The 25,529-nt window shown below is 36.5% G+C and carries 25 protein-coding genes; 19 read left to right on the plus strand and 6 right to left on the minus strand.

Annotated elements, in window-relative coordinates; translation table 11 throughout:
* Positions 1 to 167 precede the first annotated feature (167 nt).
* The 11 genes from P162_RS01580 (at position 168) to P162_RS01625 (ending at position 10,969) form a co-directional block, all read left to right on the plus strand.
* Positions 168 to 2,249: an ATP-dependent endonuclease gene (locus tag P162_RS01580; RefSeq protein ID WP_031428761.1), complete on the plus strand. Its 2,082-nt coding sequence runs from the start codon at positions 168 to 170 to the stop codon at positions 2,247 to 2,249.
* On the plus strand, positions 2,231 to 3,232 hold the full coding sequence (locus P162_RS17795; protein ID WP_206340671.1) for a UvrD-helicase domain-containing protein: 1,002 nt from the start codon (positions 2,231 to 2,233) through the stop codon (positions 3,230 to 3,232). Before P162_RS01580 ends, P162_RS17795 begins: the two co-directional genes overlap by 19 nt.
* Positions 3,232 to 4,164, plus strand: a complete 933-nt coding sequence (locus P162_RS17800; RefSeq protein ID WP_206340672.1) for a hypothetical protein — start codon at positions 3,232 to 3,234, stop codon at positions 4,162 to 4,164. Before P162_RS17795 ends, P162_RS17800 begins: the two co-directional genes overlap by 1 nt.
* Before the next feature lie 204 nt (positions 4,165 to 4,368).
* Positions 4,369 to 4,800 (plus strand): hypothetical protein, encoded by a 432-nt coding sequence (locus tag P162_RS01590; protein ID WP_031425441.1) that lies wholly within the window; start codon positions 4,369 to 4,371, stop codon positions 4,798 to 4,800.
* Between the two features lie 347 nt (positions 4,801 to 5,147).
* Positions 5,148 to 5,987, plus strand: a complete 840-nt coding sequence (locus tag P162_RS01595; RefSeq protein WP_031425442.1) for an SDR family oxidoreductase — start codon at positions 5,148 to 5,150, stop codon at positions 5,985 to 5,987.
* Between the two features lie 47 nt (positions 5,988 to 6,034).
* On the plus strand, positions 6,035 to 6,952 hold the full coding sequence (locus P162_RS01600; protein ID WP_031425443.1) for a helix-turn-helix domain-containing protein: 918 nt from the start codon (positions 6,035 to 6,037) through the stop codon (positions 6,950 to 6,952).
* Positions 6,953 to 7,353: 401 nt separating this feature from the next.
* Positions 7,354 to 8,184 carry a hypothetical protein gene (locus tag P162_RS01605; protein ID WP_031425444.1) on the plus strand — a complete coding sequence of 277 codons (831 nt, stop codon included), beginning with the start codon at positions 7,354 to 7,356 and terminating at the stop codon, positions 8,182 to 8,184.
* Positions 8,185 to 8,358: 174 nt separating this feature from the next.
* Entirely contained in the window at positions 8,359 to 8,940 is a 582-nt protein-coding gene (locus P162_RS01610) for a hypothetical protein (RefSeq protein ID WP_031425445.1), read from the plus strand.
* 63 nt (positions 8,941 to 9,003) lie between these two features.
* Complete coding sequence (locus P162_RS17850; protein ID WP_031425446.1) at positions 9,004 to 9,270, plus strand: transposase; 267 nt, start codon at positions 9,004 to 9,006, stop codon at positions 9,268 to 9,270.
* A 35-nt stretch (positions 9,271 to 9,305) separates the two neighbouring features.
* Positions 9,306 to 10,148, plus strand: coding sequence for an IS3 family transposase (locus P162_RS01620; RefSeq protein ID WP_241077791.1), 843 nt, complete (start codon positions 9,306 to 9,308; stop codon positions 10,146 to 10,148).
* 17 nt (positions 10,149 to 10,165) lie between these two features.
* Complete coding sequence (locus P162_RS01625) at positions 10,166 to 10,969, plus strand: hypothetical protein (RefSeq protein WP_031425448.1); 804 nt, start codon at positions 10,166 to 10,168, stop codon at positions 10,967 to 10,969.
* Between the two features lie 252 nt (positions 10,970 to 11,221).
* Here P162_RS01625 and P162_RS17980 read toward each other — a convergent pair whose 3' ends face one another.
* On the minus strand, positions 11,222 to 11,449 hold the full coding sequence (locus P162_RS17980; protein ID WP_316931579.1) for a group II intron maturase-specific domain-containing protein: 228 nt from the start codon (positions 11,447 to 11,449) through the stop codon (positions 11,222 to 11,224).
* Between the two features lie 615 nt (positions 11,450 to 12,064).
* Here P162_RS17980 and P162_RS01635 point away from each other — a divergent pair.
* The 3 genes from P162_RS01635 (at position 12,065) to P162_RS01650 (ending at position 15,281) form a co-directional block, all read left to right on the plus strand.
* Positions 12,065 to 12,691: a Crp/Fnr family transcriptional regulator gene (locus P162_RS01635; RefSeq protein ID WP_031425449.1), complete on the plus strand. Its 627-nt coding sequence runs from the start codon at positions 12,065 to 12,067 to the stop codon at positions 12,689 to 12,691.
* A 60-nt stretch (positions 12,692 to 12,751) separates the two neighbouring features.
* The gene (locus P162_RS01640) at positions 12,752 to 13,555 is read left to right on the plus strand and encodes a sulfite exporter TauE/SafE family protein (RefSeq protein WP_031425450.1); all 804 of its coding nucleotides are present in this window, start codon (positions 12,752 to 12,754) and stop codon (positions 13,553 to 13,555) included.
* 394 nt (positions 13,556 to 13,949) lie between these two features.
* Positions 13,950 to 15,281 (plus strand): MBL fold metallo-hydrolase, encoded by a 1,332-nt coding sequence (locus tag P162_RS01650; RefSeq protein ID WP_031425451.1) that lies wholly within the window; start codon positions 13,950 to 13,952, stop codon positions 15,279 to 15,281.
* A gap of 580 nt (positions 15,282 to 15,861) precedes the next feature.
* Here P162_RS01650 and P162_RS01660 read toward each other — a convergent pair.
* The 5 genes from P162_RS01660 to P162_RS01680 all read right to left on the minus strand — a co-directional run bounded on the left by P162_RS01660 (position 15,862) and on the right by P162_RS01680 (position 19,430).
* Positions 15,862 to 16,488 (minus strand): TlpA family protein disulfide reductase, encoded by a 627-nt coding sequence (locus tag P162_RS01660; RefSeq protein WP_031425452.1) that lies wholly within the window; start codon positions 16,486 to 16,488, stop codon positions 15,862 to 15,864.
* A gap of 11 nt (positions 16,489 to 16,499) precedes the next feature.
* Entirely contained in the window at positions 16,500 to 18,158 is a 1,659-nt protein-coding gene (locus P162_RS01665) for a bifunctional metallophosphatase/5'-nucleotidase (RefSeq protein WP_031425453.1), read from the minus strand.
* Between the two features lie 2 nt (positions 18,159 to 18,160).
* Complete coding sequence (locus P162_RS01670) at positions 18,161 to 18,583, minus strand: sulfur reduction protein DsrE (protein ID WP_031425454.1); 423 nt, start codon at positions 18,581 to 18,583, stop codon at positions 18,161 to 18,163.
* Positions 18,580 to 18,987 carry a DoxX family protein gene (locus P162_RS01675; RefSeq protein WP_031425455.1) on the minus strand — a complete coding sequence of 136 codons (408 nt, stop codon included), beginning with the start codon at positions 18,985 to 18,987 and terminating at the stop codon, positions 18,580 to 18,582. Before P162_RS01675 ends, P162_RS01670 begins: the two co-directional genes overlap by 4 nt.
* A 125-nt stretch (positions 18,988 to 19,112) precedes the next feature.
* Complete coding sequence (locus P162_RS01680) at positions 19,113 to 19,430, minus strand: hypothetical protein (RefSeq protein ID WP_031425456.1); 318 nt, start codon at positions 19,428 to 19,430, stop codon at positions 19,113 to 19,115.
* 449 nt (positions 19,431 to 19,879) lie between these two features.
* Here P162_RS01680 and P162_RS01690 point away from each other — a divergent pair, with 449 nt between their 5' ends.
* The 5 genes from P162_RS01690 to P162_RS01710 all read left to right on the plus strand — a co-directional run bounded on the left by P162_RS01690 (position 19,880) and on the right by P162_RS01710 (position 25,519).
* Positions 19,880 to 20,437 carry a YeeE/YedE family protein gene (locus tag P162_RS01690; RefSeq protein WP_031425458.1) on the plus strand — a complete coding sequence of 186 codons (558 nt, stop codon included), beginning with the start codon at positions 19,880 to 19,882 and terminating at the stop codon, positions 20,435 to 20,437.
* A 2-nt stretch (positions 20,438 to 20,439) separates the two neighbouring features.
* A complete protein-coding gene (locus P162_RS01695) occupies positions 20,440 to 20,853 on the plus strand; it encodes a DUF6691 family protein (protein WP_031425459.1) in 414 nt (137 codons plus the stop codon).
* Positions 20,854 to 21,549: 696 nt separating this feature from the next.
* Complete coding sequence (locus tag P162_RS01700; protein WP_031425460.1) at positions 21,550 to 21,993, plus strand: hypothetical protein; 444 nt, start codon at positions 21,550 to 21,552, stop codon at positions 21,991 to 21,993.
* A 221-nt stretch (positions 21,994 to 22,214) separates the two neighbouring features.
* Positions 22,215 to 22,910: a 2'-5' RNA ligase family protein gene (locus P162_RS01705; protein WP_031425461.1), complete on the plus strand. Its 696-nt coding sequence runs from the start codon at positions 22,215 to 22,217 to the stop codon at positions 22,908 to 22,910.
* 365 nt (positions 22,911 to 23,275) lie between these two features.
* Positions 23,276 to 25,519, plus strand: coding sequence for a xanthine dehydrogenase family protein molybdopterin-binding subunit (locus tag P162_RS01710; RefSeq protein WP_031425462.1), 2,244 nt, complete (start codon positions 23,276 to 23,278; stop codon positions 25,517 to 25,519).
* The last annotated feature ends 10 nt before the right edge of the window (positions 25,520 to 25,529 follow it).

The following is a 25,529-nucleotide window of genomic DNA, read 5'->3' on the forward strand; positions in this document are numbered from 1 at the left end:
TTTCAGCTCCTCGTTTAAATGAACTTTCAAAAGGCAACTAATCTCGTATATTATCATTATAATCAAAATTCACTAAATTGTTCAGTATAATGGATAAAAGTAAATTTACTAATATCCATAAGTTAGCTGTAAGCCTACAAACACAATGCAGATCGAACAACACTAATATGAAAATAAAAAAAATAGAAGTTGAAAATTTTCGATTACTGAAGACTTTCTCAATGGACCTTGAAAATGAACTTTCTCTTGTTACCGGGAAAAACAATACAGGAAAGACTTCTATTCTGTCAGTTCTTGATAAATTTATAAATGAGAAAAGTAAATTTTCTTATGATGATTTCAATATTGATTTTAAAAACGAGTTAGAAGGTTTAATCAAGTTGGCTGATGTTCCCGACGAATTCCTACCCAAAGGCATTAAACTGAAAATTTATATTGAATATAACGATACTGATGACTTATCTAATGTTAGCAGAGTATTGATGGATTTAGACCCTGATAATAATAATATTGTTTTAGGTTTTGAGTACACTGTAATCTATGATGATTTTTTAAAAATTAAAGCTGACTACGGAGCCTTCGCAGCCAGTGAAAATGCCAAAAATGTTAAGAAGAAAGAATATAGGCCAAGGGAACTAAAAGATTTTTTAAAGCAAAACTTAGAAGTTTACTTTAAAATTCATAAATTCTCTTTTGAGTACGATACTGCTACAAAAGAGATTACCGAAACTAAACCAATCGACCTTATTAGTGAAAATATTAATTTAAAAGATATTATCAGCTTCAAATACATAAGTGCAAGGAGAGACGTGACAAATAAGGAAAAGGAAAACACACTCTCAAAACAAACTTCTAGCCTTTATAAAAAGAAAGAAGATAGTAGCGATAAGACCCAAACTACAGAAGATTTCAAAGACCAGCTTTCGGAGACCGATAGTACCTTAAGCGACATCTACAAAGACTTGTTTAAAGATGTAATAAAAAAGGTACAGGATTTTGGTGGCATTAAGTTGAATGATACTGATATAGCAATTATTTCAACACTGCAACACCGAGAATTGCTTGAAGGGAATACTACAGTGGTGTACACTCACGATGACCATAAGTTACCAGAGCATTATAACGGTTTGGGTTATATGAATCTAATAAGTATGATTTTTGAAATTGAAATTCTTGTACAGGATTTCAAAAAAGATAAAGACAAAAAGCCAGCAGATATTAATTTGCTTATTATAGAAGAACCGGAAGCTCATACCCATCCCCAAATGCAGTATGTCTTTATAAAAAATATAAAAAAACTGCTTGGAGAAGGCATCAAAAGAGATGATGGTATAAACAGACCATTACAGTACATAATCACAACGCATTCATCTCACATTGTCGCAGATAGCGATTTCGATGATATTAAATATTTGAAAGCAATAACAAAGAATAATGTAACTGCGAAAAACCTGAAAGATTTAAGAACTCAATATGATGCTGTCCCAAAACAGTATCAATTCTTGAAGCAATATCTAACGATTAGTAGAGCTGAAATATTTTTTGCTGATAAAGCTGTTCTTATTGAGGGAGATACAGAAAGAATTTTGATACCAACTTTTATGCGAAAAGTTGATTTGGAAGAGGCTTCTCGTTTAGAAGCTGAAGGAAATGAAGATACCTTCTTACCGCTTTTATCGCAAAATATATCAATTATCGAAGTTGGGGCTTATTCTCAAATCTTTGAGAAGTTTATTGACTTCTTGGGTATTAAATCAGTGATATTAACAGACATAGATTCTATAAAAGTAACAGGTCAAAATGCAACAGGGAAAGAAGAATGGGGAGCATACCCTGTAAGTGAGGGCACAAAAACAAGTAATTCAGCAATTAATCATTTCTTGAATGCTGTAACTTGGGACGACTTAAAATCCTTACCTCTTGCTAATAGAACAATTACTGTCGGGAGTTCCACAGTTTGTATATGTTACCAACAGGAAGAAAGCACCTATCACGCAAGAAGTTTTGAAGATGCTTTTATACACCTAAATAGAGCATTTGTAAAACGAAATAAAGATACTTTCCAAGGGATAAAAAATACTATTGATTTTGATGATGATGCGAAAAGCCCTTATGTTTTAGCAGCGAATTGTGTTAAGAAGAAAACACATTTTGCTTTGGATATCTTATACCACAGTGATGAAAAATTCAGTAATTGGAATATTCCTGCTTACATTAAAAATGGTTTGTTATGGTTGAAGGACGATTAAATTTAGAACCAGAAGTACAGGAAATTTTTCAATCTATTGATAATAGCAGAAACTTTCTATTGAGCGGAGGTGCAGGCAGTGGAAAAACCTATTCATTAGTGAATGTAATTCGACAAGCAATAGTTGAAAATTCAACAGCTAAGGTTGCTTGTATGACATATACTAATGCAGCTGTTAAAGAAATTGAAGAAAGAGTAAATCACAAAAATCTTAATGTATCTACGATACACGATTTCTTATGGGATAACATTAAACACTTTCAAAAAGAGCTTAAAGAAGCACTTATTTCCTTATCGAATAATGAGGAAATAACCAAAATTTCTATTGAAGAAGTCAATCCCGTTCCGGATAATTATTATTCCATTTTACCTGATGGTGTACAGTACAAAGAGTTTGTTAGAATACGTGAAGGAATTATATCTCACGATGAATTACTTATAGTAGCAAACTATCTCTTTGAAAAGTATCCCAAACTTAGCAGCATCGTAAAAGATAAATACAAATTCTTTTTTATTGATGAATACCAGGATACAAGTAAAGCTGTCGTAGAAACATTTCTTACACATTTTAAGAGAAGTGAAAGAAAAAATATCATAGGCTTTTTTGGAGATGCTATGCAATCAATTTATGAAGATGGCATTGGTAACTTAGACGATTATAAGGGAGATGATGCAGAACAAGTAAACGAAATTCCAAAAAAACAAAATAGAAGAAATCCCAAACTTGTTATTGATTTGGCGAACAAACTTCGTACTGATGCTATAACTCAAGAACCATCTACCGACCCGAAAGCTCCCAATATGGATAATGGAGTAATAAAGCCAGGTACTGTTTTGTTTCTGCATTCCACTGATGCAAATATTAATAAGGTTGAAGCATTTTTAACAGCAAATTACGCCTGGGATTTTAATAATTCAAAGGAAACTAAGGAACTTAATCTCACTCACAATTTAATAGCAGGCAAGCAGGTTTTAGAAACCTGATGGATATTTATGATGATGACCCTGTCATTGGTTTGAAAACGGATATCCTTAATAAAATTAAGGATAATAAGAAAAATAATAGACCTAAAATTGAAATTAATGAAGATGATACTTTCGATACTGTTGTAGATAAGTTCGAACTAAAAAATAGACAAAGAGTCCTGAAGAAAGATATTTTATTGGCAGATCCTATAAAAGCAGAATTGTACAATCAGCTAAAGGATAAACCATTCTCTGAAGTAAGAAAAATCTATTTAAATAAAGATGCCCTAATTGATGATAAAAAACAAGACGAAGATGATGAAAATAGGAAAGGCTCTAAAAGAGATAATCTCATTAAACATCTATTCAAAATCCAGAAAAATATCTCTCTCTATCAGAACAAAAAATATAATGAATTTTTGAGAGTAACCGATTATAGGTATAGAATAATAAGTATCGCAAGTAAAAAAGCCTTAAAGGAAAACATCGAAATTCTTGTGAACGTTGGAGATAATACAATTGAACAAGTCATTAATGATGCAAACGAAAAGGGGATTTGTTTGATTGATGATAAGCTAATTGCTTTTAAAGAGAATAAGGAGTATTTATATAAGCGAGTGAAGAATGTTAAGTTTAGTGAATTTCAAAAACTATATGGATACCTTGAAGGACAAACACCATTTTCAACGCAACACAAAATCAAGGGTGCAGAATTCGACAATGTCTTAGTAGTACTTGATAATGGCGGTTGGAACAATTATAATTTTGAAAATCTTTTCTTAGAAACAGGCTCGGCAAGCGTATTGGCTAGAACGCAAAAGATATTTTATGTTTGTTGTACAAGGGCTAAGGAAAATTTGGCAGTTTTCTTTTATAATCCTGATGCACAAGTAATAGCAAAAGCTAAGGGGTGGTTTGGTGAAGATAGCGTCATAGATATTGATAAATAAGGCCTACAGCTAATCGAGCAGGAGGCCGTGAGCGATAAGACCACGGTGCTCCCCTCACCACCGTACATACGGGTCTGGTATACGGCGGTTCGTAAATCATCACACCAAAGTGTAGGCTTCCCCAAAAAGTTAATGGAGAACTTTTAAAAAATGATCTATCAATACTGAATTGTAAATGACAACACTTAAATTTAAAATAAAAAAATGAGCTACAGTAAATTTAATCTAGAAATTCTTGAAAATCTTGTAAATACGCAATACGGAGATTATGGTGGATTGGTTCAAGTTGACCGAAGTGATTCATACGATTTTAATGAGTTATGCGAAGAAAAAGGCGTGAATATGGAAAAATATTTCTTAGTTGGAATTCATTTTGGTTCAAGTTCTCTTAAAAATGTTAGTAGTGATAATTCATTTTATTGCTTTGCTCTTCTTTTAGATAAGAAAAAATATGGATCATCTTTTGATGAAATATCAAAATATTTAGAAGAAAATCAAAATGTGGCGGACATTAAATCAGTTAACTTTAAAATTAATTTTGCCGATCTTGCAAAATGTATGAAACGATTTAATGCCGGTTTTGTTTCATCAATTACAAATCATATCGACGTTTATAATATCCAAGAGGAATTATAAAAACCTTGCACAACATAAAACTCAGACCATATAAATTGTATTTCAATCTAATTAGCTATTAATTTGGAGCAAAAATTCCCACCATTTTTTTAACTTTCAGTTATAGTTATAGGAGGCTTTTCATTTGAGTTATATTTAATCGTTTTCCACCAAATGCATATTGCTTTTAAATCATGCCCACTTCCCATACGGTGTTCTAATTAAGAGTAGTTTACACTTCACCATTAGAATTAGATAGTCTTAAATTAATCTTTGTTTCAGTTACAAAGAGCATTGATTCGGCTACATCAAAATATTATATTCTGACCAATTTTGCTTTGTAATAATCATTCATTAAACAATAAAAAATGGACACAAAAAAAGTTTGGTTCGTCACAGGAGCTTCTAAAGGTTTAGGGTTGGCATTGGTAAACAAACTGTTGGCAGAAGGCTATTCCGTAGCAGCAACATCAAGAAATAGTACTGCTCTTCATGAGGCAATAAGTGAAGAGAGTGCATCTTTTCTTCCAATAGAGGTAGATTTGGTAAACGAAAATTCTGTTGCTGCCGCAGTTTCAAAAACGATCGAGAAATTCGGGAAATTAGATGTGGTGGTGAACAATGCAGGATACGGCCAACTGGGAACACTGGAGGAGACTACCGATTTGGAAAGCCGGCAGAATTTTGATGCTAACGTTTTCGGTTCATTGAATGTAATCAGAAACGCAATGCCTCATTTAAGAGCTCAAAAAAGCGGTTCAATAATCAATATCTCCTCAATAGCAGGAATGACAGGGGATTTTGCAGGTTGGGGCATCTATTGCGCCAGCAAATTTGCCGTTGTTGGTTTCACAGAATCACTGGCGGCCGAAGTGAAGGAGTTCGGAGTTCATGCAACTGTAGTTTACCCTGGTTATTTTCGTACAGATTTCTTAACTAGTGGTTCTCTTAGAACTCCAAAAAATGAAATTGCTTCTTACACTGCGGCAAGGCAACTTCAAACTACACACGAAAAAGATATCCACGGAAATCAACCCGGCGACCCTGAAAAAGCAGCCTGGGCATTGTTGGAACTGGTGAATATGGAAAATCCTCCGGTTAATTTGGTTTTGGGTTCTGATGCCTTTAAAATTGCTGTAGATAAATTGAGCAAACTAAAGGATCAAATTTCTGGTTTTAAAGCTTTAAGTACATCTACCGATTATTAATTTTGAAAGGGCAGCAGCAAAACTGTTGCCCTTAATTTTTAGGTTTTATGACCAACAGGAAATTATATACGATCGAGACCATCTCTGAATTTCACAGAATTACAGGATTGCCAAAACCACAACACCCGTTGATTAGCCTAATTGATTATTCTTTAGTCGACTATCAGATTGAGGAATCGGAAATCACTTGGGTTCAGGATCTGTATTTTATGGGGTTCAAGAGAGATATTCAGGGTAAATTTCATTACGGTCAAAGTCACTATGATTTTGATGAAGGATTGATGTCCTTTATTGCACCACGGCAATTGGTAAAATTAAATATCAGTAAGTCCGAAAAAAGACCTTCCGGGTATATTCTGGCCTTTCATCCCGATTTTATCTGGAATACACCCTTGTCCAAAATCATAAATGACTATAAATTTTTTGGTTATGACGTGAACGAGGCTTTATTTGTTTCCGAAAAAGAAGAAGAGATCTTAATTGAACTTTTTAAAGGCATTGAAAAGGAATATCAATCAGGAATTGATCAATTTACCCAGAATATCATCATCGCACAGATTGGGGTTATTTTAAATTATTGTGAACGATTTTACCAACGTCAATTCATTACCAGGAAAAAAAGCAATCATCAGGTTTTAGATAAATTAGAATACATCCTGGAAGATTATTTTAATGACGACAATACAATCAACAAAGGATTGCCAACTGCCCATTTTATCGCTGAAACTCTAAATGTTTCTCCCAATTATTTGGGCGGTCTATTAAAGTCGCTCACAGGGCAAACCACACAACAACATATACATAACAAATTGATTGAAAAAGCGAAGGAGAAACTATCAACTACAGCGTTGTCCGTGAGTGAAATTGCGTACGGATTGGGATTTGAACATTCACAATCATTCAGCAAACTTTTCAAGACAAAAACTAGCCTTTCCCCGGTAGAATTCAGACAGTCTTTTAATTAGAATAATGTCTGCAAACAGTTTCAGTACATATCAGAAAGATGTTAATATTTAATAAGATGTGCTCCAATTCAAATTCTTCTTAGTTGGAGCAAAAAAACCCAGGTTTTCTTGAACTATCCACCAGGCTTAAAAGAGGTTTTTTTAATCATTTTCCACCAAAAGCATTAAGCTTCTACTTTAAGTAAATTTCCTGAATCCCCACCCAAAGTTCATTTTCCGATACCTATTATTGAACATTTCAAGATTTCCAGCAGAGGGTTTATTTTAGGATTTCTGACTCTCCTTTAAATGAACTTTTAAATAGATATTGACCTAGTCTGACATTTCTACAAACGAAAACCTTTAACTGGTAAGGATATAAGAGTAACTTTACTCTTATATCTTTGAGAATAATTTGAAGAATGAAATTAAAATTAGTAAAATACTACGATGACTGGAGGTTCAATTTTCCAAAAGAAATGGATAAAGTTTTCGATGAATACTGGGAAGCCATTGATTTTTTAGATTATGACGAAAACGAATGCCAAAAAAGATTACAGAAGATCATTAGTAACTTTTCAGAATGCCATTTAGACGCTTATACCCATGTAAGTATCTCGTATCGAAATCAAAAAAAGGTAACTCAAAGTTTTCATTATGCACTGACTTCATATCTACTTGGGAAAAATGCATTCCCAAAAGAATTCGATGAAAAAAATGATAGAATTATTTGGTCAAATATGGATAACCGACCTTTTTTGAGGGCTTGCCAAAATTTAGGACTTGAATATCAATATCGAAAAGATTTCTCGAGAACAATCGAACTTTACAGAGAGAATTTATCTTACAACGAAAATGATAACCAAGGGATTAGATATTTGCTTTTAGAATGTTATCTGGAATTAAAAGATTACAAAGAATTTAAAAATTTGTTAGACAAATATGATGGCGATTATATTGTTGAATTCTTTTATGGCAGAGTGATCTACGACATTCTAAAAAATAATGGAAAAGAAGCAATGGATTTGCTTACCGAAGCTGCTAAATGTAACAAGCACGTTGTTATGGAATTAGCTAAAGAAAAACATATCGAACCTGATCCACATAGAATTCCAGGAGCACCTAATTTTAATGCAGGAATTCCGATTGGTTCGATTCAACAAGCATATGATTATTGGTCGACAAATAAGAAAACGCTGAATTTGAAAATAATCCGTGATTTTTTCAAATACGCGAAAAAAAATAATGCTTAAGCTATTTAAAATTAATTGCTGCTGCCTGGCTAAGAAAACCCTATGGGATTTTCTATTCGGTGTGTATTTATCAAATTAAGTGGTTGAGCAACGCAAATAATCTTATATAGTATAGTTGTACATCATTCGAAAAAAACTTTGGACCTAATTAAATTCATAGAATATTCAAAAGACATGTTGGATGATGACAGTGATTCGCACTTGGTTCATTTTAATAAATTAATGGATGTCATATTGAATTTGGTAAACTTTCGAGTTAAAAATGAGCAAACCAATATAAAACAGGAAAGATTTTATTATATAAATCTATTAACTCAAAAGTTTGTAGTTCATGGTTTTTCAATTAAAAAGCTTGTAGAAGGCATTTCAATAGAATCGCAATCTGCAAATTTGAAAGTCCCGATTTCTGATCCTTTTTCAATCCAGGTTCTTGTCCGTACAGCAATCGAAAATTATCTTGTTCAAAATTACCTCTCAAACTCTTCATTAAGCGATAATGAATTAGACGGTCGTTTTGAAATTTGGATGAGATACGGATTAAAACAACGTGGAATAAAAGCAGAAACGGAAGAACAAAAGCGAGTACTTGCGTCTGATGAGAAAAGTATCGATTATCTCGAGCAGTCCATCAAAAAGAGAGAATTTTATTTAAACCTGTCCGAAGAAAAGCGAACTAAGTTTCTTAAGACGATAAATAATGAATGGAAATTCATATTTGATTATGATAAATTCTATCCAGTTAGTTGGAAAATGTAGGCTTCCCCGAAAACAGGACAGTTGTTAATTCGAATTTACTAATTTTAAACTCACACTGTCACGATGAAAAACAGCAAGTTTAGCGAGGGCCAAATAATCAAAGCTCTTAAGGAGAATGAACAGGGAAGGTCGGTTGGGGATCTATCCAGAGAGTTGGGTTATGACAAGAGTACCTTTTATTATTGGCGCAAGAAGTATGGGGGTATGGAGCAAGAGCAGCTCAAGCGCCTAAAAGAGCTCGAGCAGGAAAATGCGAGGCTCAAGCAGATGTATGCCGATGTGAGCCTGGACAACAAAATGCTCAAGGACGTACTGTCAAAAAAGTTCTAAGGCCTTCCGACAAAAGAGTTCGGGTCAAGTATCTCATCAAGGAATTTATAGTACCGGTTGTACGGGCCTGTAATGTTGTAGGGCTTGCCAGGTCAATGTGGTACTACCGTAGTAAAAAGGACGATAGCGAAGTCATTGATAAGTTAACTGAGCTGGCAGATGCCTATCCCACCCGAGGTTTTGATGAATACTATCACAAGATTCGTCGTGAAGGTCTAAAATGGAACAGAAAGCGTGTGTTACGGGTTTATCGAGAGATGAAGCTCGGTCTTAGACGCAAACATAAAAAGCGTTTAATAAAACGCGTAAAGCAGCCTTTGGAAACGCCTGCCGTGCTCAATGAATGTTGGAGTATGGATTTTATGAGTGATGCACTTACAGATGGTAGAAAAGTACGGGTATTTAATGTAATCGACGATTGTAACCGAGAGGCCCTTGCTATTGATGCAGGACTTTCTTATCCCGCCAGGGCCGTAGTGGAGACATTGAACAACCTCAAAGAAGAGCTGGGAACGCCAAGATATATAAGGTGCGATAACGGCCCGGAATTTATCTCGAAGACATTCACAAAATGGTGTGAGAGCAACATTATTGAAATCAAATACACACAACCCGGTAAACCAATGCAAAATGGATATGTAGAACGTTTTAACCGCTTCTTCAGAGAAGATATCTTAGATGCCTATTACTTTAATGATATCTATCAGCTTCAGAAGATCAGTGATAACTGGAGGGAGGATTATAATTTCAATCATCCACATAAATCCCTGGGGAACAAATCCCCAAAAGAATATATGCCCAGGTTTGATGAAGAATTCAAATTCTTCATCAAACCTGAACTAAATAACAACTATTTATCGAATTTTATGGTGTCCTAAAACGGGTAAGGCTACAAATGAATCTAATAACGAAATTAGGAAAAAAGTTTGTAAACCTTCACGAGAATTTCACCAATGCTGATTCAAGTTGGAATAGGCAGTATGACTTTTATTTGATTTTTGGGCAGACAGATGAAAACAAATCTCCTTGGATAGAAAATAATTGGAAGTCCGATTTTCAACCATATTTTGATTTACTAATAAAACAAACTGAAAACCTTAAAGAGACAGGAATTAAGGCCGTAAAATATAAACCTGAAAAGCGGATTTCTAAAAAGGAAAACAAAGAATTTACCTTTCATTCGGACATAAAACTTGGACGACTGAAATGGGATGAACAATCACACGATAAGTGGACAATACCTAATGACCCAAAAGAGTACTTTTTAAACTTTGAACTATGGAACCCAATTTGGACAATTTGCGACAAAAGACAAACTCCGCCCGACATTTATATTACGATATCAAATGAACGGGACTTTGAAAATAGACGTGATATAAAATTCGGGTATTTTATAGTAGTTTCAATTGCAAAGAATTTAAAACTTGACTCGAAACTCATTTTGAGAGACTTGTCAGAAAAAATAAACTCAAAGGCAACAATCTTAAAAACAAGAAGGTGGAACCAGCCTGAAAAAACAGGAAATTGGACTTTTTTAAATTGGATACAAGACACTTTTAGCAACGGAATTTATAAAGAGAATAGTTTACATTCCTTTGACTTTGACAAATTAGAATTTGAACCAGTTTGGGAAGTATTATACCAACAGAAAAAAAGCCGAACGCATTGTCGAATAGGTAAAGGGGAGTTTCACCCCTAAACCTCTGTCAGAACCATACGTGAACCTCTCGATTCATACGGCCCTTGTTATGGAGTGGGTATGGCTTATTTATTTAGACCAATTTGTAACCCAATTCCCAATGGTAGAAGAGATTTGGATATGACCTTGTAACAAATCTAAGCCATTTAACGGCTTTAATCTTGCTTCCCTTGAAACCTTTGTACTTGTTCAATGCCCATCTGATCATACGGTTGTGCAGGTAATAGAACACCGGTTGCAGGCTCCTGCGGCTTATCTTCCCATATATTGGATCCAACCTCGAATTTTAGAATTTAGCAGAATTGCCAAGTCTTGTATCCCACGGTGGGTTTTGTTATGGAAGGCAATTTCCCGCAATTCTCTTCTAATGCGAACCTTCGATTTTAGGCTCGTTTTACAATTGAGCTCCCCCCGAAGAACTGGACAGTTTGAAGGTTTAGTTTCCAGCTTATAAATGAACTTTGAAGAAAATAGTGTCAAGAAAAGATTTAGTTTACTTATTTCCAGGCTTTCTTGAACTACCCCCTAGACTCAAAAGAGGTTTTTTTAATCATTTTCCACCAAAAGCATTAAGCTTCTACTTAAGTAAATTTTCTGAATCCCCTCCCAAAGTTCATTTTCCCATACCTATTATTGAACATTTCAAGATTTCCAGCAGAGCGTTTATTTTAGGATTTTAGACACTCCTTTAAATGAACTTTTGTATAACTGTTGATTTTGTATAATGTAGTTAAAATGTAAATTGTTTAAATTGGTGATCCTATAAAGGATATAAGAGTAATTTTACTCTTATCCCTACGTTGTGCAGTATTAAAACAAACTAAACTGACTACGGAGGATCAAGTAAATTTTATTGAATTTCATGGACTTTAGAAAATATTTTGAAAGCAAGATGAATTCATTTTCATATTAGCCCTGGACGTTGCTATTTATGTAATTATCCTTAATTTGGTTTGGGTTTTGGACCAACAGAAATACTCCTAAGTATGTTTGGGCTGCTTTTGATTAGAATGCCTTATATTGAAAGGGTTTTCAAAATCAATTTGCTTCCGTTTATTTTTTAAATATGATCTGGGAACAGCTAAAAAGTAGGAAATGATTCAAGAGCTCAGAAAACATTACGGTTCTCAATTTGAGCCTGCACTTATAGATGAAATCAGTCAAGTTGCTACCTTTATGGATGTTCCAGAAGGTAAGAATCTGATGAAGCCCGGACAGTATATCAAATCAATGCCCCTATTACTGTCGGGCAGTATCAAGATCATGAGACCCGATTCAAAAGGGGACGAACTCCTGCTATATCATCTTGAAAAAGGAGATACCTGTGCAATGACAATGACCTGTTGTGTGGGTAGCACCAAGAGTGAAATACACGCTATAACGGAAACACCGGTAAAACTACTGATGATACCGGTAGGTAAAATGGAAGAATGGTCCGGCAAATATAAAACGTGGCGTAATTTTGTCTTCGCCAGCTATCACGCCCGCATGATGGAACTTTTAGAGAGCGTGGATAATATTGCCTTTAGTAATATGAATGAGCGTCTGGAAAATTACCTTAATAACAAAGTTGAGATAATTAACAGCAAACACCTGTATACCACGCATAGAGAAATCGCAGCAGATCTTCACACGAGCCGTGTGGTCGTTTCCAGACTTCTTAAAAAAATGGAAAACGACTCTAAAATAAAACTGCACCGCAGTTTTATTGAATTCCTGTAACATTGGTTACCAAGATTGGCCCGTCGGGCACCCTACATTTGTTCTATAAATCTATAGTTAATGGATATTGTAGAAATTTTTGGATACATTGGAGCACTCTTTATAGGTCTTGTGCTGGGTCTGATAGGTGGTGGTGGCTCCATCCTGACTGTACCTATACTAGTGTATACGCTGTCCTTTAATCCGGTAATTGCAACGGCATATTCATTGTTTGTGGTGGGTACGACCTCACTGGTGGGCGCCCTTCAAAATATGAGGAAGGGTAAGGTGGACTTCAAAACTGCCATGATCTTTTCCATACCGGCCCTTAGCGCCGTATATCTAACGAGAGCTTATATAATCCCGGCAATTCCAGACAAACTCTTTGAGGTCAGTAATTTTGTGGTCACAAAGAACTTGTTCGTTATGATTTTTTTTGCTTTTATAATGCTCTTGGCCTCGATTACAATGATCCGAAATACCAAACAAAAACCAGGCAAACATATTGAATCGAAAAAAAACAAATATTACCTATTGATAATACAGGGGTTTTTTATTGGCCTTGTAACAGGGTTGGTAGGTGCTGGCGGAGGGTTTTTAATTATACCTGCCCTGGTTCTTTTGGCAAAACTGCCAATGAAAAAAGCGGTCGCGTCCTCTCTTTTTATAATTGCCATTAATTCATTGATAGGTTTTCTGGGAGATATGCAGATCTACGACATAGATTGGTCTTTTTTGCTAATATTCACATCCATTTCAGTAGTTGGAATATTCATAGGGACACGGTTAAATAATTTTGTGGATGGAAATAGGCTGAAAAAAGCATTTGGCTGGTTTGTGCTGATAATGGGAGTTTATATTATATATAAAGAACTTGATGATTGATGATCACGGACAATTATCAAGGAGTGGCAAAAGAATCCTTTTCAGTATATTACAACTGGAAAACGATTATTTCTTCAAAAACGGGAGCGCCTATCATTTAAGGTCCTAGCGCCTATCCAAATTTTGAGGCCATCACCGCAAAAAACGGTCAGGAATTCAAGTTTGGCGATTTGACCTTTGTAGTCCTGCACATACAAGGCTACAAAATGGAAAAGGCCACGCCTTTTTAACCTGAGAACATGGGCCAGTGGATTGAAGAAATATGGACTTCCATATTCATACTGGAATAAAATGCTTAAAGGCGACGCTGTGTAGGTACTAAAATGGATTTATGTATCAAAGGTTACAGCAAGTGGTTATAAGCTTTTTTACTTTTATATAAAATTTAAAAACTATGAACATCAAACAGTTTGAATATAAACCGCTTGCTCATTATTCTTATGCTATTGTGAGCGATGGTAAAATGGCGGTCATAGACCCCGAGAGAAACCCAGAGCAGTATTACGCTTTTGCAAAAGCTAACGCTGCTGATATTGTGTCAATTATAGAAACACATCCCCATGCAGATTTTGTGAGTTCACACTTAGAAATTCATAAAAAAACAGGTGCGACTATTTTCAATAGTAAAAAAATGGGAGCTGATTACCCGCACCGATCTTTTGATGAAGGCGATAGTATTGAGTTGGGAAACATCAAACTAAAGGCCATCAATACACCGGGTCATTCGCCAGACAGTATTACCATCGTTGCAACTGAAGGTACAGAAACTGCGATCTTTACAGGCGACACCTTATTTATAGGCGATGTAGGGCGTCCAGATTTACGTGAGAAGGCAGGAAATATGAAGGCCAAGCGCGAAGAACTCGCCGAAATGATGTTCGACACCATCACGACAAAGTTCAATGATCTGCCAGATGATGCGATCGTTTACCCAGCTCACGGCGCTGGTTCCCTATGTGGTAAAAATCTAAGCGATGCAGCCAGTAGTACGCTGGGCGACGAGCGTATGGGCAATTGGGCTTTCAAAAAGCAACCCAAACAAGAATTTTTGGATACTATACTCGAAGGGCAACCCTTTATTCCGTATTATTTTGAGTTTGACGTTGAAACCAATAAAAAAGGTGCCGACAATTTAGAACCTGCCATTGCGAAAGTTCCATTTGCTGAAAGATCTACCGCCAAAGGTCTTATCATTGATGTGCGAAATGAGAAAACCTTCAAAAAAGGGCATATAAAAGGAAGCATTAATATTCAGGCAGTTTCTGAAAATTCAAAATTTGAAACATGGCTGGGTTCCATCATCAAGCCAGAAGACACATTTACCCTGGTCATAGATAACAAAGAAAAGAATGATATTCTATTGCAACGGGTAGCAAAAATAGGATATGAAAAAATGCTCAGAAAAGTCATTACACTTTCCGGTGAAAATTTGGTAAAAAATGAAAAACTGGATCTGGATGATTTCAAAAAGAATCCTGACAACTATACAATTGTTGATATTCGTAACAAAAGTGAAGTGGAAAATGGCAAGTTTTTTGATTCCGCTATTTCACATCCTTTAAATGATTTACGGGATACTGCGACTGAAATCCCAACAGACAAACCGATAGTTGTGCATTGCGCAGGTGGTTATCGTAGCGCAGTCGGTAGCAGTATCCTTGAGAAAAGTTTAAATGGTACAATTGTTTACGATTTAAGTGATGATGTCAAAGATTTTCAAGATTGATTCTCCAAATCCTAAAAAAATATCCATTTATAGGTATCTTTATTATTGATCTATTCCCATAACAATAATCACGATGAACATTCCCGGATGGCAACGCTTTCCGGATTTGTTTGCGTGCGTTTGGGAGTGCTTTGGGTACACTTGCACTGCTACAACTCAACACCGCCCACTTTCCAACGCCAGTTTCAATAGAAAATTGATTACAACAGGAGCTTTTAAAATAGCACCCTATGATATACCGCGTTGATTTTTTCGGGCCTGGGCCACGCGGTAAATCAGCTATCTTTATTTAAGGCTTTGATCACAATGTTGTCGCTGGCCCTATTTTATTCCAAATCCAAGTACGAAAAAAATTGCCTGCCCAGAACATTTTGGAATACCTAAATAATAAAAAGAAAACACGAAGGTTTATTTAGAGCACTACATGAAAGTACAAAATAGGTTATGGAGCGAAACTTATAATACCCTAAGATATTAAATCATCAAAATTTTAACTTCGCTATCAAAAGTAAGAACCGCATTCAATTTTGGTTTGATGCGGTTCTTTATATTCAACATTATTTATTTTAAGAAGAATATTTCATTTTAAGCCATTTAAAAATTTCTTGAATCCTGGATCACTATAATCTGCCATACCCTTATGTGTCAATGCCAAGTTTCCATCGGCACCAATAATATAAGTTGTCGGCAAGGCGGACGATTGGTACATGGTAGGAAGGTTGTCTGCCGGCGCATATATAGGAAGGTTAAAATCTTTACGCTCTGTAAAAGCTTTTGCCACTTCAAAATCGTTATCAAAGGATAGCATTACAAAAACGACTTCATCACCCATTTCCTCTTGAATTTTAGCTATACTTGGCATCTCTGCCACACAAGGTGGACACCAGGTTGCCCAAAAATTCATAAAAATCACTTTCCCTTTCATTTCCTTGAGCGATACCGTTTTCCCATTAATGTCTATCAGGTTCAGGTTAAAATCTGCCTTAATGAGCTTTGATGCATCTCCCTGGTTATTTCTATCCTCCTGTACCTTGGTAATTTCCTTAAGGTCCGGATTAAACAAACCGGTTGCAAGTATTCCGCGCTGTGCAAAACCCATTACTTCGGTATGCATTCCCGTAACATAAAGTGTAATGGCCACTACCGCAAAAATCCCATATAGTATCCGGGTTTTTTTGCCGGCATCTTGTTTTTTATCTTTTTTCATGGTTTTGATTTTTAGTGAAAATGATAATCAGTTTTGGGAACGGTCGAAAAAGAATAGGTGCCAAGATATTCACAATACGCCCTTCCCTCCAAAGTAGGAGATACGGGCGATTTTTTCTTAAGGTATTGTTCAACAACCTCGTGGATGGCGTAGTCCTTTACTTCAACATCCTTCACATTCGCCATCCTACAAAGATTGTCAAGCGGGTCTCCAGGTCTCACGCAGGCAGAAATCGTGTAATATTTTTCATCTTGCATTTGCTTTCCGTCTACGGTTATGGTGTTGACGCGGTTGCCCTTATCACTTTGGCTGTTAAAATTGACCTCCATCCCTGAAAACCGTACCAACCATCCACCAAATCGTTCCGTTGGGTCCTGGGAAAAGGCATTGTGCATTTCCTTCTCCAACCAATCTTTTATCTGCCTTCCAGTGGCTTTTCCTGTCTTTACCTTTTCATTTACAGGTAGCAGGTTCCAAAGGTTTGCCCTTGTAATTGGCGCAGGTTTCCCTTTTTCTGGAACAATTGGATTGCCAAACCTAAAACCGTTTGAAATGGAAATGTCCGCACCTGTTTTCCAACGTGCGGCATCAGTAATCATATTGTCCATTGGGTTTTCAACAGTTAAATATCTATAGATAGGCGTTTTGGTATAACCGACCACGGTTTCTAAATAGTCTTTATAAGGTGCTTTTACTTCATCTACAAGTGCTTGTACCTCTTTGTCGGCAGGGAACAGTTCCGGATCCACATCTATAAGTTCGTACTCATCGCCGACCAATTTTCCATCCACAAAATGTAGCGTCAACTTCCCAACAAAAGAACCAAATGCACCTGGTTCTGTAACCCTGGCATACTTCCCCTGAATGGGTTCACGTACTCTTTCGTGTGTATCGTTGCCTAAAATATAATCCACATTTTCAGCAATTGGATTATCCGCGAGTTCAACTTGTTTAAAAATACCGATATGTGTGACCATGAAAAGTACATCTACTTTTTCTTTCACTTTAATATCGTCCACCATTTTTTTTAGCTTGTCATCTAGACCACTAAAAGTAATGCCTTCGCTAAAATTGGGGTTCTGTCTAACAGGAACGGCCGGGTCATTAATACCTATAAAACCTATACGGATTCCTTCGATTTCCTTTATGGAATAGGCAGGAAATAATTGTTCTTCTGTTTTATCGTGGTACATATTCTGGGCGATTACATCGGTATCGTACCCTTTCATAACATTCATCATTATATCCTTGCCATAGACGACTTCCCAATTGCCGGGTATTATTACATTATAGCCCATATTTTTAATGATATTAGGCATCACTTTACCTTCAGATAATGCGGTATAACCACTCCCTTGTATAAGGTCGCCACCATCAACGATAATGGTCCGGTCGGGATTTTTTTGACGTTCTCGCTCAAAAAGAGTTTTAATATTGGCTAGTCCTCCACGGTCTTTGAAGACGACTTTTTCATCCTCCCAAAACAATTCGGGATGTGTGTCAAGCTGTCCATGAATATCAGCGGTTTGTAATACAGTAATACTCAAAGTGTCTATTGTATCTGTTTTGTTATCCATTTTGTCCTGTTTTTCTGATTTGCAGGAAATCGCTGCTATAAGTATTCCTAAAAGTAGAATAGTCGTTGATATAGCTCTGTTAAATATTGTCATAATCAGAGGCTTAAACTTTTGAATCCCTTTTTCTGAAGTTGGAAATTATATAGTATTCCATTTTCAACCACCTTCATTTCTTTTGGAACTTTTGTTTTATCCACCTTGAATTTATTCAGCGAAAAACCGCACGCAACCAACTTTACACCAACCTTTTCGGCTTTTTGAATAAAGTTTTTCATTTTTTTGCCATCGGTAATATCGCCTATTTCCCTACCACAGATTATGACCTCGAAATCACCAAAGGCTTCCCCTTCTTCAGCTTTAAGAGCTTCCGCGGTTAAGAGTATTGGTTGTAGCTGTGGAATCTTTTTAGTGAGGACCACATAGTTGTTTCTATCTGTATCGATTTGCTGTGCCTGGGTTTCTACGGTACCAAAAAAGGTTAGCATTAAAAAGATGGAGCTGATCATGTATGTTTTCATTTTGATTTATTTAAAAGGTTATCGGTATCATTCAGTATAAAAAAAAGAAGTCCACCTAAAATTGCTATATTTTTAAAGAGCGGTCCAAGCGTTGTTATTTGACCAACTTGAACCGTTAGTGTTATGGGTGATAGAACCATTATCAGGATTATTGCCGCCCATTTTGTTTTATACCCAATCAGGAATACAAAACCTGCTATAAGCATTACGATACCGGACAGAATGATGAGCAATTGCGGGTCGCCAAAAAAATGAGCGATGCCCTTAAAGCTTGCCTTTTCTATTCGTTGTGCAGTTTTCTCTATATTGAGCAAGTGATTAAAACCCGCTACGAGAAATATGCCACTTACCATTATGCGCAGCAATTGTATGGAACGACGGCTAATTAAAATTTTTGTCTTCAATCAATGCGATGTTTCAGAATGTTATATATTGTGTGGTGTTTGTTCGTAATAGTTCAATCCGACTCATTTTTTAGCCCAATAAAAACCAGATCCAGAGCACCATTCTTAAGTTTTAAAAAAGGGAATTAGGCCGACCGAGGTGGTGGAGAAGTATTATCTCCGTATCGATAACTTAATTTTGAAGAAAAATGTTCGTAAAAGACCACTATGGGATTTAGAAAGTTTGTTTCCCAAGAGAATTGTTCAAATTGAAAAAGAGAGGTGCACAGCCCACTTAATGGAATTACTTGTGGAGCTGCCAAATGAATTTGCGGAAGCTTTTTGGTGGTCCTGATTTGTTTTGGGGAATATTTCTTTTTACAATCAGGATTGACAAAAGTGATATCACTTCCAGCAAGTAAGACATTCGCACCATTAGCGTCAATGGCAATGAATTTTGCCAAAAAGACGAATGTGAGCAGTAAGGCTATGTAAGTATTGATTTTCACGAGTATCGCAAATGTAAAAGAAGCTATAGGTTTTGAATGTAACTTTTGTTACCCAACTTTATCAAAAGGCTAAAATTGAGATCTTAAAATTCAATTCATATCCTCTCTTTCTCCAGAATAGCATTAAAAAAGAAAGAAAACGAACTCGGATATATCTTGTTTTGAATTCTGTTCCAAGATTGAAATCCCCATACTATCAATAGAAAACCTGCCCATGTGATTGCGGGAGCTGATATTCTCATAAGATGCAATAGCTGTTGGGGACTACTCGAATTGGTTTTTTTTTGTTCGTGCCATAATTTTTTCTCTTGTTTAAAATTATATGAAAGCAATTGGTATTACTGTAACACTTGTTACAGTTTTGTTGCCGCAAAAGCTACATCTTTGTCGCTTAAATAATTGATATGGATTTGATATATGAACCGTGGCCGTGGTATGTTGCGGGACCACTTATTGCACTTGTGATGTTCGTTTTATTGTTCGTAGGGAAGCAATTTGGAATGTCATCAAACCTACGAACAGCATGTGCAGCTATGGGCGCAGGAAAAGTAGCCGTTTTTTTTAAATTCGATTGGAAAGCTGAAAGATGGAATTTAATGGTGGTGCTGGGTTCGATCATTGGTGGATTTATCGCCTCAAATTATATGAGCGACAACACTGTTGAAATAAATCCTGAAATTGCTCAACAGCTCACCGAGGATTATCAAATTACGAGTGCGGGAGAAAGTTACCTACCACCGGAAATTTTTGGAGCAGATGCACTGGGCGACCCTTTTATCATTGCCGTGTTATTGATTGGTGGCCTATTAGTTGGTTTTGGAGCACGGTATGCTGGTGGTTGTACATCGGGTCACGCAATTTCTGGATTGAGTAATCTACAGTTACCCTCACTTATAGCCGTCATAGGTTTCTTTATAGGTGGTCTTGTTATGGTACATTTAATTTATCCCTTAATATTTTAGTAATGAAGTACATCACCTATTTAGCCATTGGTATTTTCTTTGGAATAATAATGTTCAAATCTGAAGCCGCATCGTGGTTTCGTATCTATGAAATGTTTCAGTTCGGAAGTTTCCATATGTACGGGATTATCGGCTCGGCTTTGGTAATCGGAATTATGGGCGTGCAGATTATCAAACGTAAAAACATAAAACCACTTGGCGGAGGGAAAATGAACTTGAAGCCCAAGAATAAAAGCGTTGTCCGGTACCTAATAGGTGGAATCATCTTCGGTTTGGGATGGGCACTTGCGGGTGCTTGCCCGGGACCAATGTATGTACTTGCGGGAGCTGGTTATATTTCTATTTTGGTAGTCGTTCTTGGCGCTATTGCAGGGACCTTTTTATATGGGCTGCTAAAGAACAGATTACCTCACTAAAAAAATTGCCTAACCTTAAAAACTCCACATGCTGTCTAAAAAGTTTAGTAGGTGGCATTGACAACCTCGTATAGAGCCCAATTGGTTAAAAATATAGTCTTCGTACGTACAATTGTACTTTCATGATGATTTTGTCAAAATAGAATTTCGCCTTTTTTTTTAACGGTCGCCCGAATATACCATTGAAATAGATTGGCCGGTTTTGCTCCATAAAAATTTAGCAACAAAAATCTTTGATCCGATATATCTCTCAGGTGACACATATAAGTTCATCTTGGTTTACTTAAACCCAGGTTTGTTTGAACTATCCATAAATTCAAAAGAGGTTTTTTAAATCGTTTCCTACCAAAAGCATTAAGCTTCTACTTTATTAGATTTTTCTAAAGATCCACTCAAAGTTCATTTCTCGATACCTATTATTAAACATTTCAAGATTTCGGGCAAAGGGTTTATTTAAGGATTTCAGACACTCCTTTAAATGAACTTTTTAAAATAGAGGAGATGACTGGGTATTTGGTTTTTATATCAAATTGTTTAAATTGATCCATGTATAAGGAAAATAATGGTGTCGTTACGTTTATCCATATGTGGGCAGCCATTTGAATGCAATAAAAACTAATGAGGTTCAATCTTAAAAAACATCGTACATTAAGGCTACTATCTCAAAAATTCTTAAGCGTAAACGAAAAAATGTCAATGGCACATGTAATTCCTGCTGAGCTGGTTGGTTTATCATTTAAGCATATTGAAAAAGAATTAAATATCAATAGTTACCAAAGAGAGTTAATGTTATCTGAACTTGATAAGTCAGAAGAAATAATATTCTATCACTTAGAGGAAAGGGGCTGTTATATTGACCAAAAAAACGGATTTGCAGCTTTATCAAATAGAAAGTATATAAATCAACATTGGTCTATCATTCTTGATTGGATTAAAAACTTTGTTCAAATTGTAATTCCGGTTTTAGCTTTAATTGTTGCTTATATTTCTTTTACAAGTAAAATGAACAGTATAAAAATGCAATACGATAAGGAATTACAAGATGTAAAAAACATAATATTAGAGCAAAAAGACCGCCTAGAGGAACTGGAGAAACAAAATCAGATTTTTTCTAATCCGAAAAAAATTGATTCCTTATAATTTTAATATTTTTCTTTAAATGAACTAAAATATGGAGGTATAATCGGGTGACCTTCATAACTTTTCATATTTCCTCTTTTAACTGTATTAACAAGTATTCCTGCTTTTGTGTCAATATTCAGTCTTTCACCAAAGGTTATCAATGGCAATTGTTAAATTTGATCAGAACCCGTAAACAGGACAGCATATTACAACCATCTAAAATTAAATAAATCACATTGATGGATATTGAAATGCACTACAAAGAACTTTATAACGAATCAATAAATAAGATCTCGTCTAATAACTATGAAATCGATAATCTCATTGATTCTGACAAGGACAATAGGCTCGGGATAACACTCTTGGTGAGACCTTCGATGGAAATAAAAGAGCAGATTCAAAAATTTTTAAAAAAAATAAAAATAATTGAACCCGACCAATACTATTACCCCAATTCGGATATCCATATTACCGTAATGTCGATTATTTCATGTTATGACGGATTCGACATAGCTCAAATCGATGTACCGAAATATATTGAATTGATAAAGAAATGTTTAGCTGGCGAACGGGATCTGAATATTAGGTTCAGGGGTATTACCGCCTCGCCTTCCGGAATCATGGTTCAGGGATTTATGGAGAATGAAAGCCTGAACAATATTAGAGAAAAACTAAGAAAAGAATTCAAAAAATCCGATCTTGAGCAAAGCCTCGACAAGAGATATTCTATACAAACGGCCCATGCTACAATTATGCGATTCAGATCGGAACTAAAGGAACCTGAACAATTTTCAAAAATCTTAGACGAAAATATAGATTATGATTTCGGAACCTTTAAAATAGAAAAATTTGAGCTTGTTTACAATGATTGGTACCAGAGAGATCAATTTGTAACGAAATTGTGGGAGGCTACTCCAAGGAATATTATCGCCTAACACAGGACAAAACAATCATATTAAACATTACTCCATATAAGTTTAGATCAAAAAAATTGTGATAATTAAACATTTCTTTTCCATTCCCAAAGTTCATTTCCCCATACCTATAATCATACTTTTCAGGATACCCTCCAAAGGGTCATTTTAGAATTTCAGCTCTTCCTTTACTTTATAAAAGTATAAATGTATTTGATATATTAATGTGGATTGTTTTCATGGTAGGATTCAAAATTCTATTTATACATATTACTTTTTATCTAACCAATTTTACTGATTGTAAACAGTTTCCACACAAAACGTTAATAAGAGATCAGTAATTTCACTAACTTAGGTTCTTAAAACAGGACTGAAAAACCTTCATTATGTCAAAAACCAAAACTTCCTTAAACAGACGGTCATTTTTAAAATCTACGGCTCTTGCTGGTGGTGGAATGATGCTCGGTTTTAACTGGCTGCTGTATTCAAAAACCGATAATAACAGTATTGCTGCAGAAGATATCCCTGAAGAATGGTATAATCTCAACGCATATTTAAAGATCGCGAAAGACGGGAAGGTCACGATTATGGCTCCCAACCCGGAATTTGGCCAGAATGTAAAAACTTCCCTGCCCATGATCGTTGCAGAAGAACTGGATGTGGCGTGGGACGATGTTGTGGTAGAGCAGGCACCTTATAATATGGACTTATATACGCGTCAGTTTGCCGGGGGAAGTCAGTCTGTACGCCAGGGCTGGAATGGACTGCGAACAGCTGGCGCGGCCGCACGCCAAATGCTGGTAAATGCAGCAGCACAGCAATGGAACGTTCCTGCTTCTGAAATTACCACCGAAAGCGGATTGCTCAAAAATTCCAGTGGCAAATCAATGAAATATGGTGAAATAGCTTCTTCCGCAGCAAAAATGGAAGTGCCGGAAACCACCAATTTAAAAAAAGTTGAAGATTTCACCATAATCAGCACTTCAAAAAAGAACGTTGAGCTTCCGGCAATCGTCAGTGGCAAACCACTCTTTGGCCTTGATTATAAAGTTGAGGGTATGAAATACGCCACTATCGCACATCCTCCCGCTTTTGGCATGAAACTGAAGTCCGTGGATCATGCACAGGCGCGAAAAATGCCAGGAATTCTCGATATTTTTACCATAGATGTATACAAGGATGATTATGAACTGAACATTTTTGACACTGTTACCTTCAATAAACTGGTTGTGGTTGTGGGAGAAAGTACCTGGCAGGTAATTCAGGCAAAAAAAGCCCTAAAACTGGAGTGGGAACAATTTGCCGAATACACCCAAAAAATGAGTGTTTTTGGTAATAAATCGGAAAAAACCATTCCATCTGGACTGGAAAACACCGATGCTCATTTTGAGCAGATGGAGGCCAAATCGCAACAACCGGCCAAAGAGTTACGTAAAGATGGCGACCCGGAGGGCGCATTTAAAAATGCAGCAAAAATTATAGAAAGCACCTATACCGCTCCCTTTCTGGCCCACAACGCCATGGAACCGATCAATTTTTTTGCAAATGTTACGCCTGAAAAAGCTACACTTGCCGGCCCCTTGCAAGCGCCGCAGTTTACAGAGGGTACAGTAGCGGCACGATTGGGAATGGATGCCTCACAAATAGATATTATAATGACCCGCATGGGGGGCGGTTTTGGCAGAAGGGCCTACTCGCACGAACTCGTGGAAGCTGCCGTAATTTCCCAGAAAATTAAAAGTCCGGTGAAGCTTTTCTACACCCGGGAGGAGGACATGACCTATGGTATTTACCGTCCGGCCTATCACGTAAAATTTAGAGCGGCTCTTGATGAAAACAATAACCTGACCGCTTATCATGTGAAAGGCGGTGGTATTCCCGAAGGTCCCATTCATGAAAACAGATTCCCTGCCGGCGCGGTAGATCATTATCTGGCCGAATCCTGGGAGATAAATTCCAACATTACCATTGGCGCCTTTCGAGCACCGGGATCTAATTTTATGGGCGCTTCGGAACAGGCTTTCCTGGATGAAGTCGCCATCGCTGCCGGAAAAGATCCCATCGACTTTAGAGTTGCCCTTTTTGAAAGAGCCATAAACAATCCCGTAGGCAAAGACAACGATTATGATGCCAAGCGGTACATGGAAGTTTTAAAACTGGTACGGGAAAAATCAAACTGGGATGCCTCAAAAATGGGTGTTTATAGGGGTGTAGCGGCATATTATTGCCATAACTCCTACGTGGCTCATGTGGTGGATCTAAAAATGGAAAACGACAAACCGGTTTTTGATAAAATATACAGTGCGGTAGATTGTGGAATCGTGATCAATAAGGACGCTGCAAAGAATATGGTAGAAGGCGCGGTGACCGATGGACTGGGTAATGCGATGTTCGGTAAGATGACCTTTAAAAATGGTGTGCCTCAAAAGAGCAATTTTTACAACTATAAACTGATCCGGATTGATGAAGCGCCCAAAGATATTGAAGTCCATTTTGTAGATAACGGCGCCGATCCCACCGGACTGGGCGAACCGCCCTTTCCTCCCATATTCGCGGCCTACACCAATGCGCTTTCCAGGGCAAGGAACAAACGGTTATACAACCATCCATTTACGGAAGCGGTATCATAGAGAAGGTACT

Origin of the sequence: Flavimarina sp. Hel_I_48 (assembly GCF_000733945.1) — a bacterium.
Taxonomy (GTDB): domain Bacteria; phylum Bacteroidota; class Bacteroidia; order Flavobacteriales; family Flavobacteriaceae; genus Leeuwenhoekiella.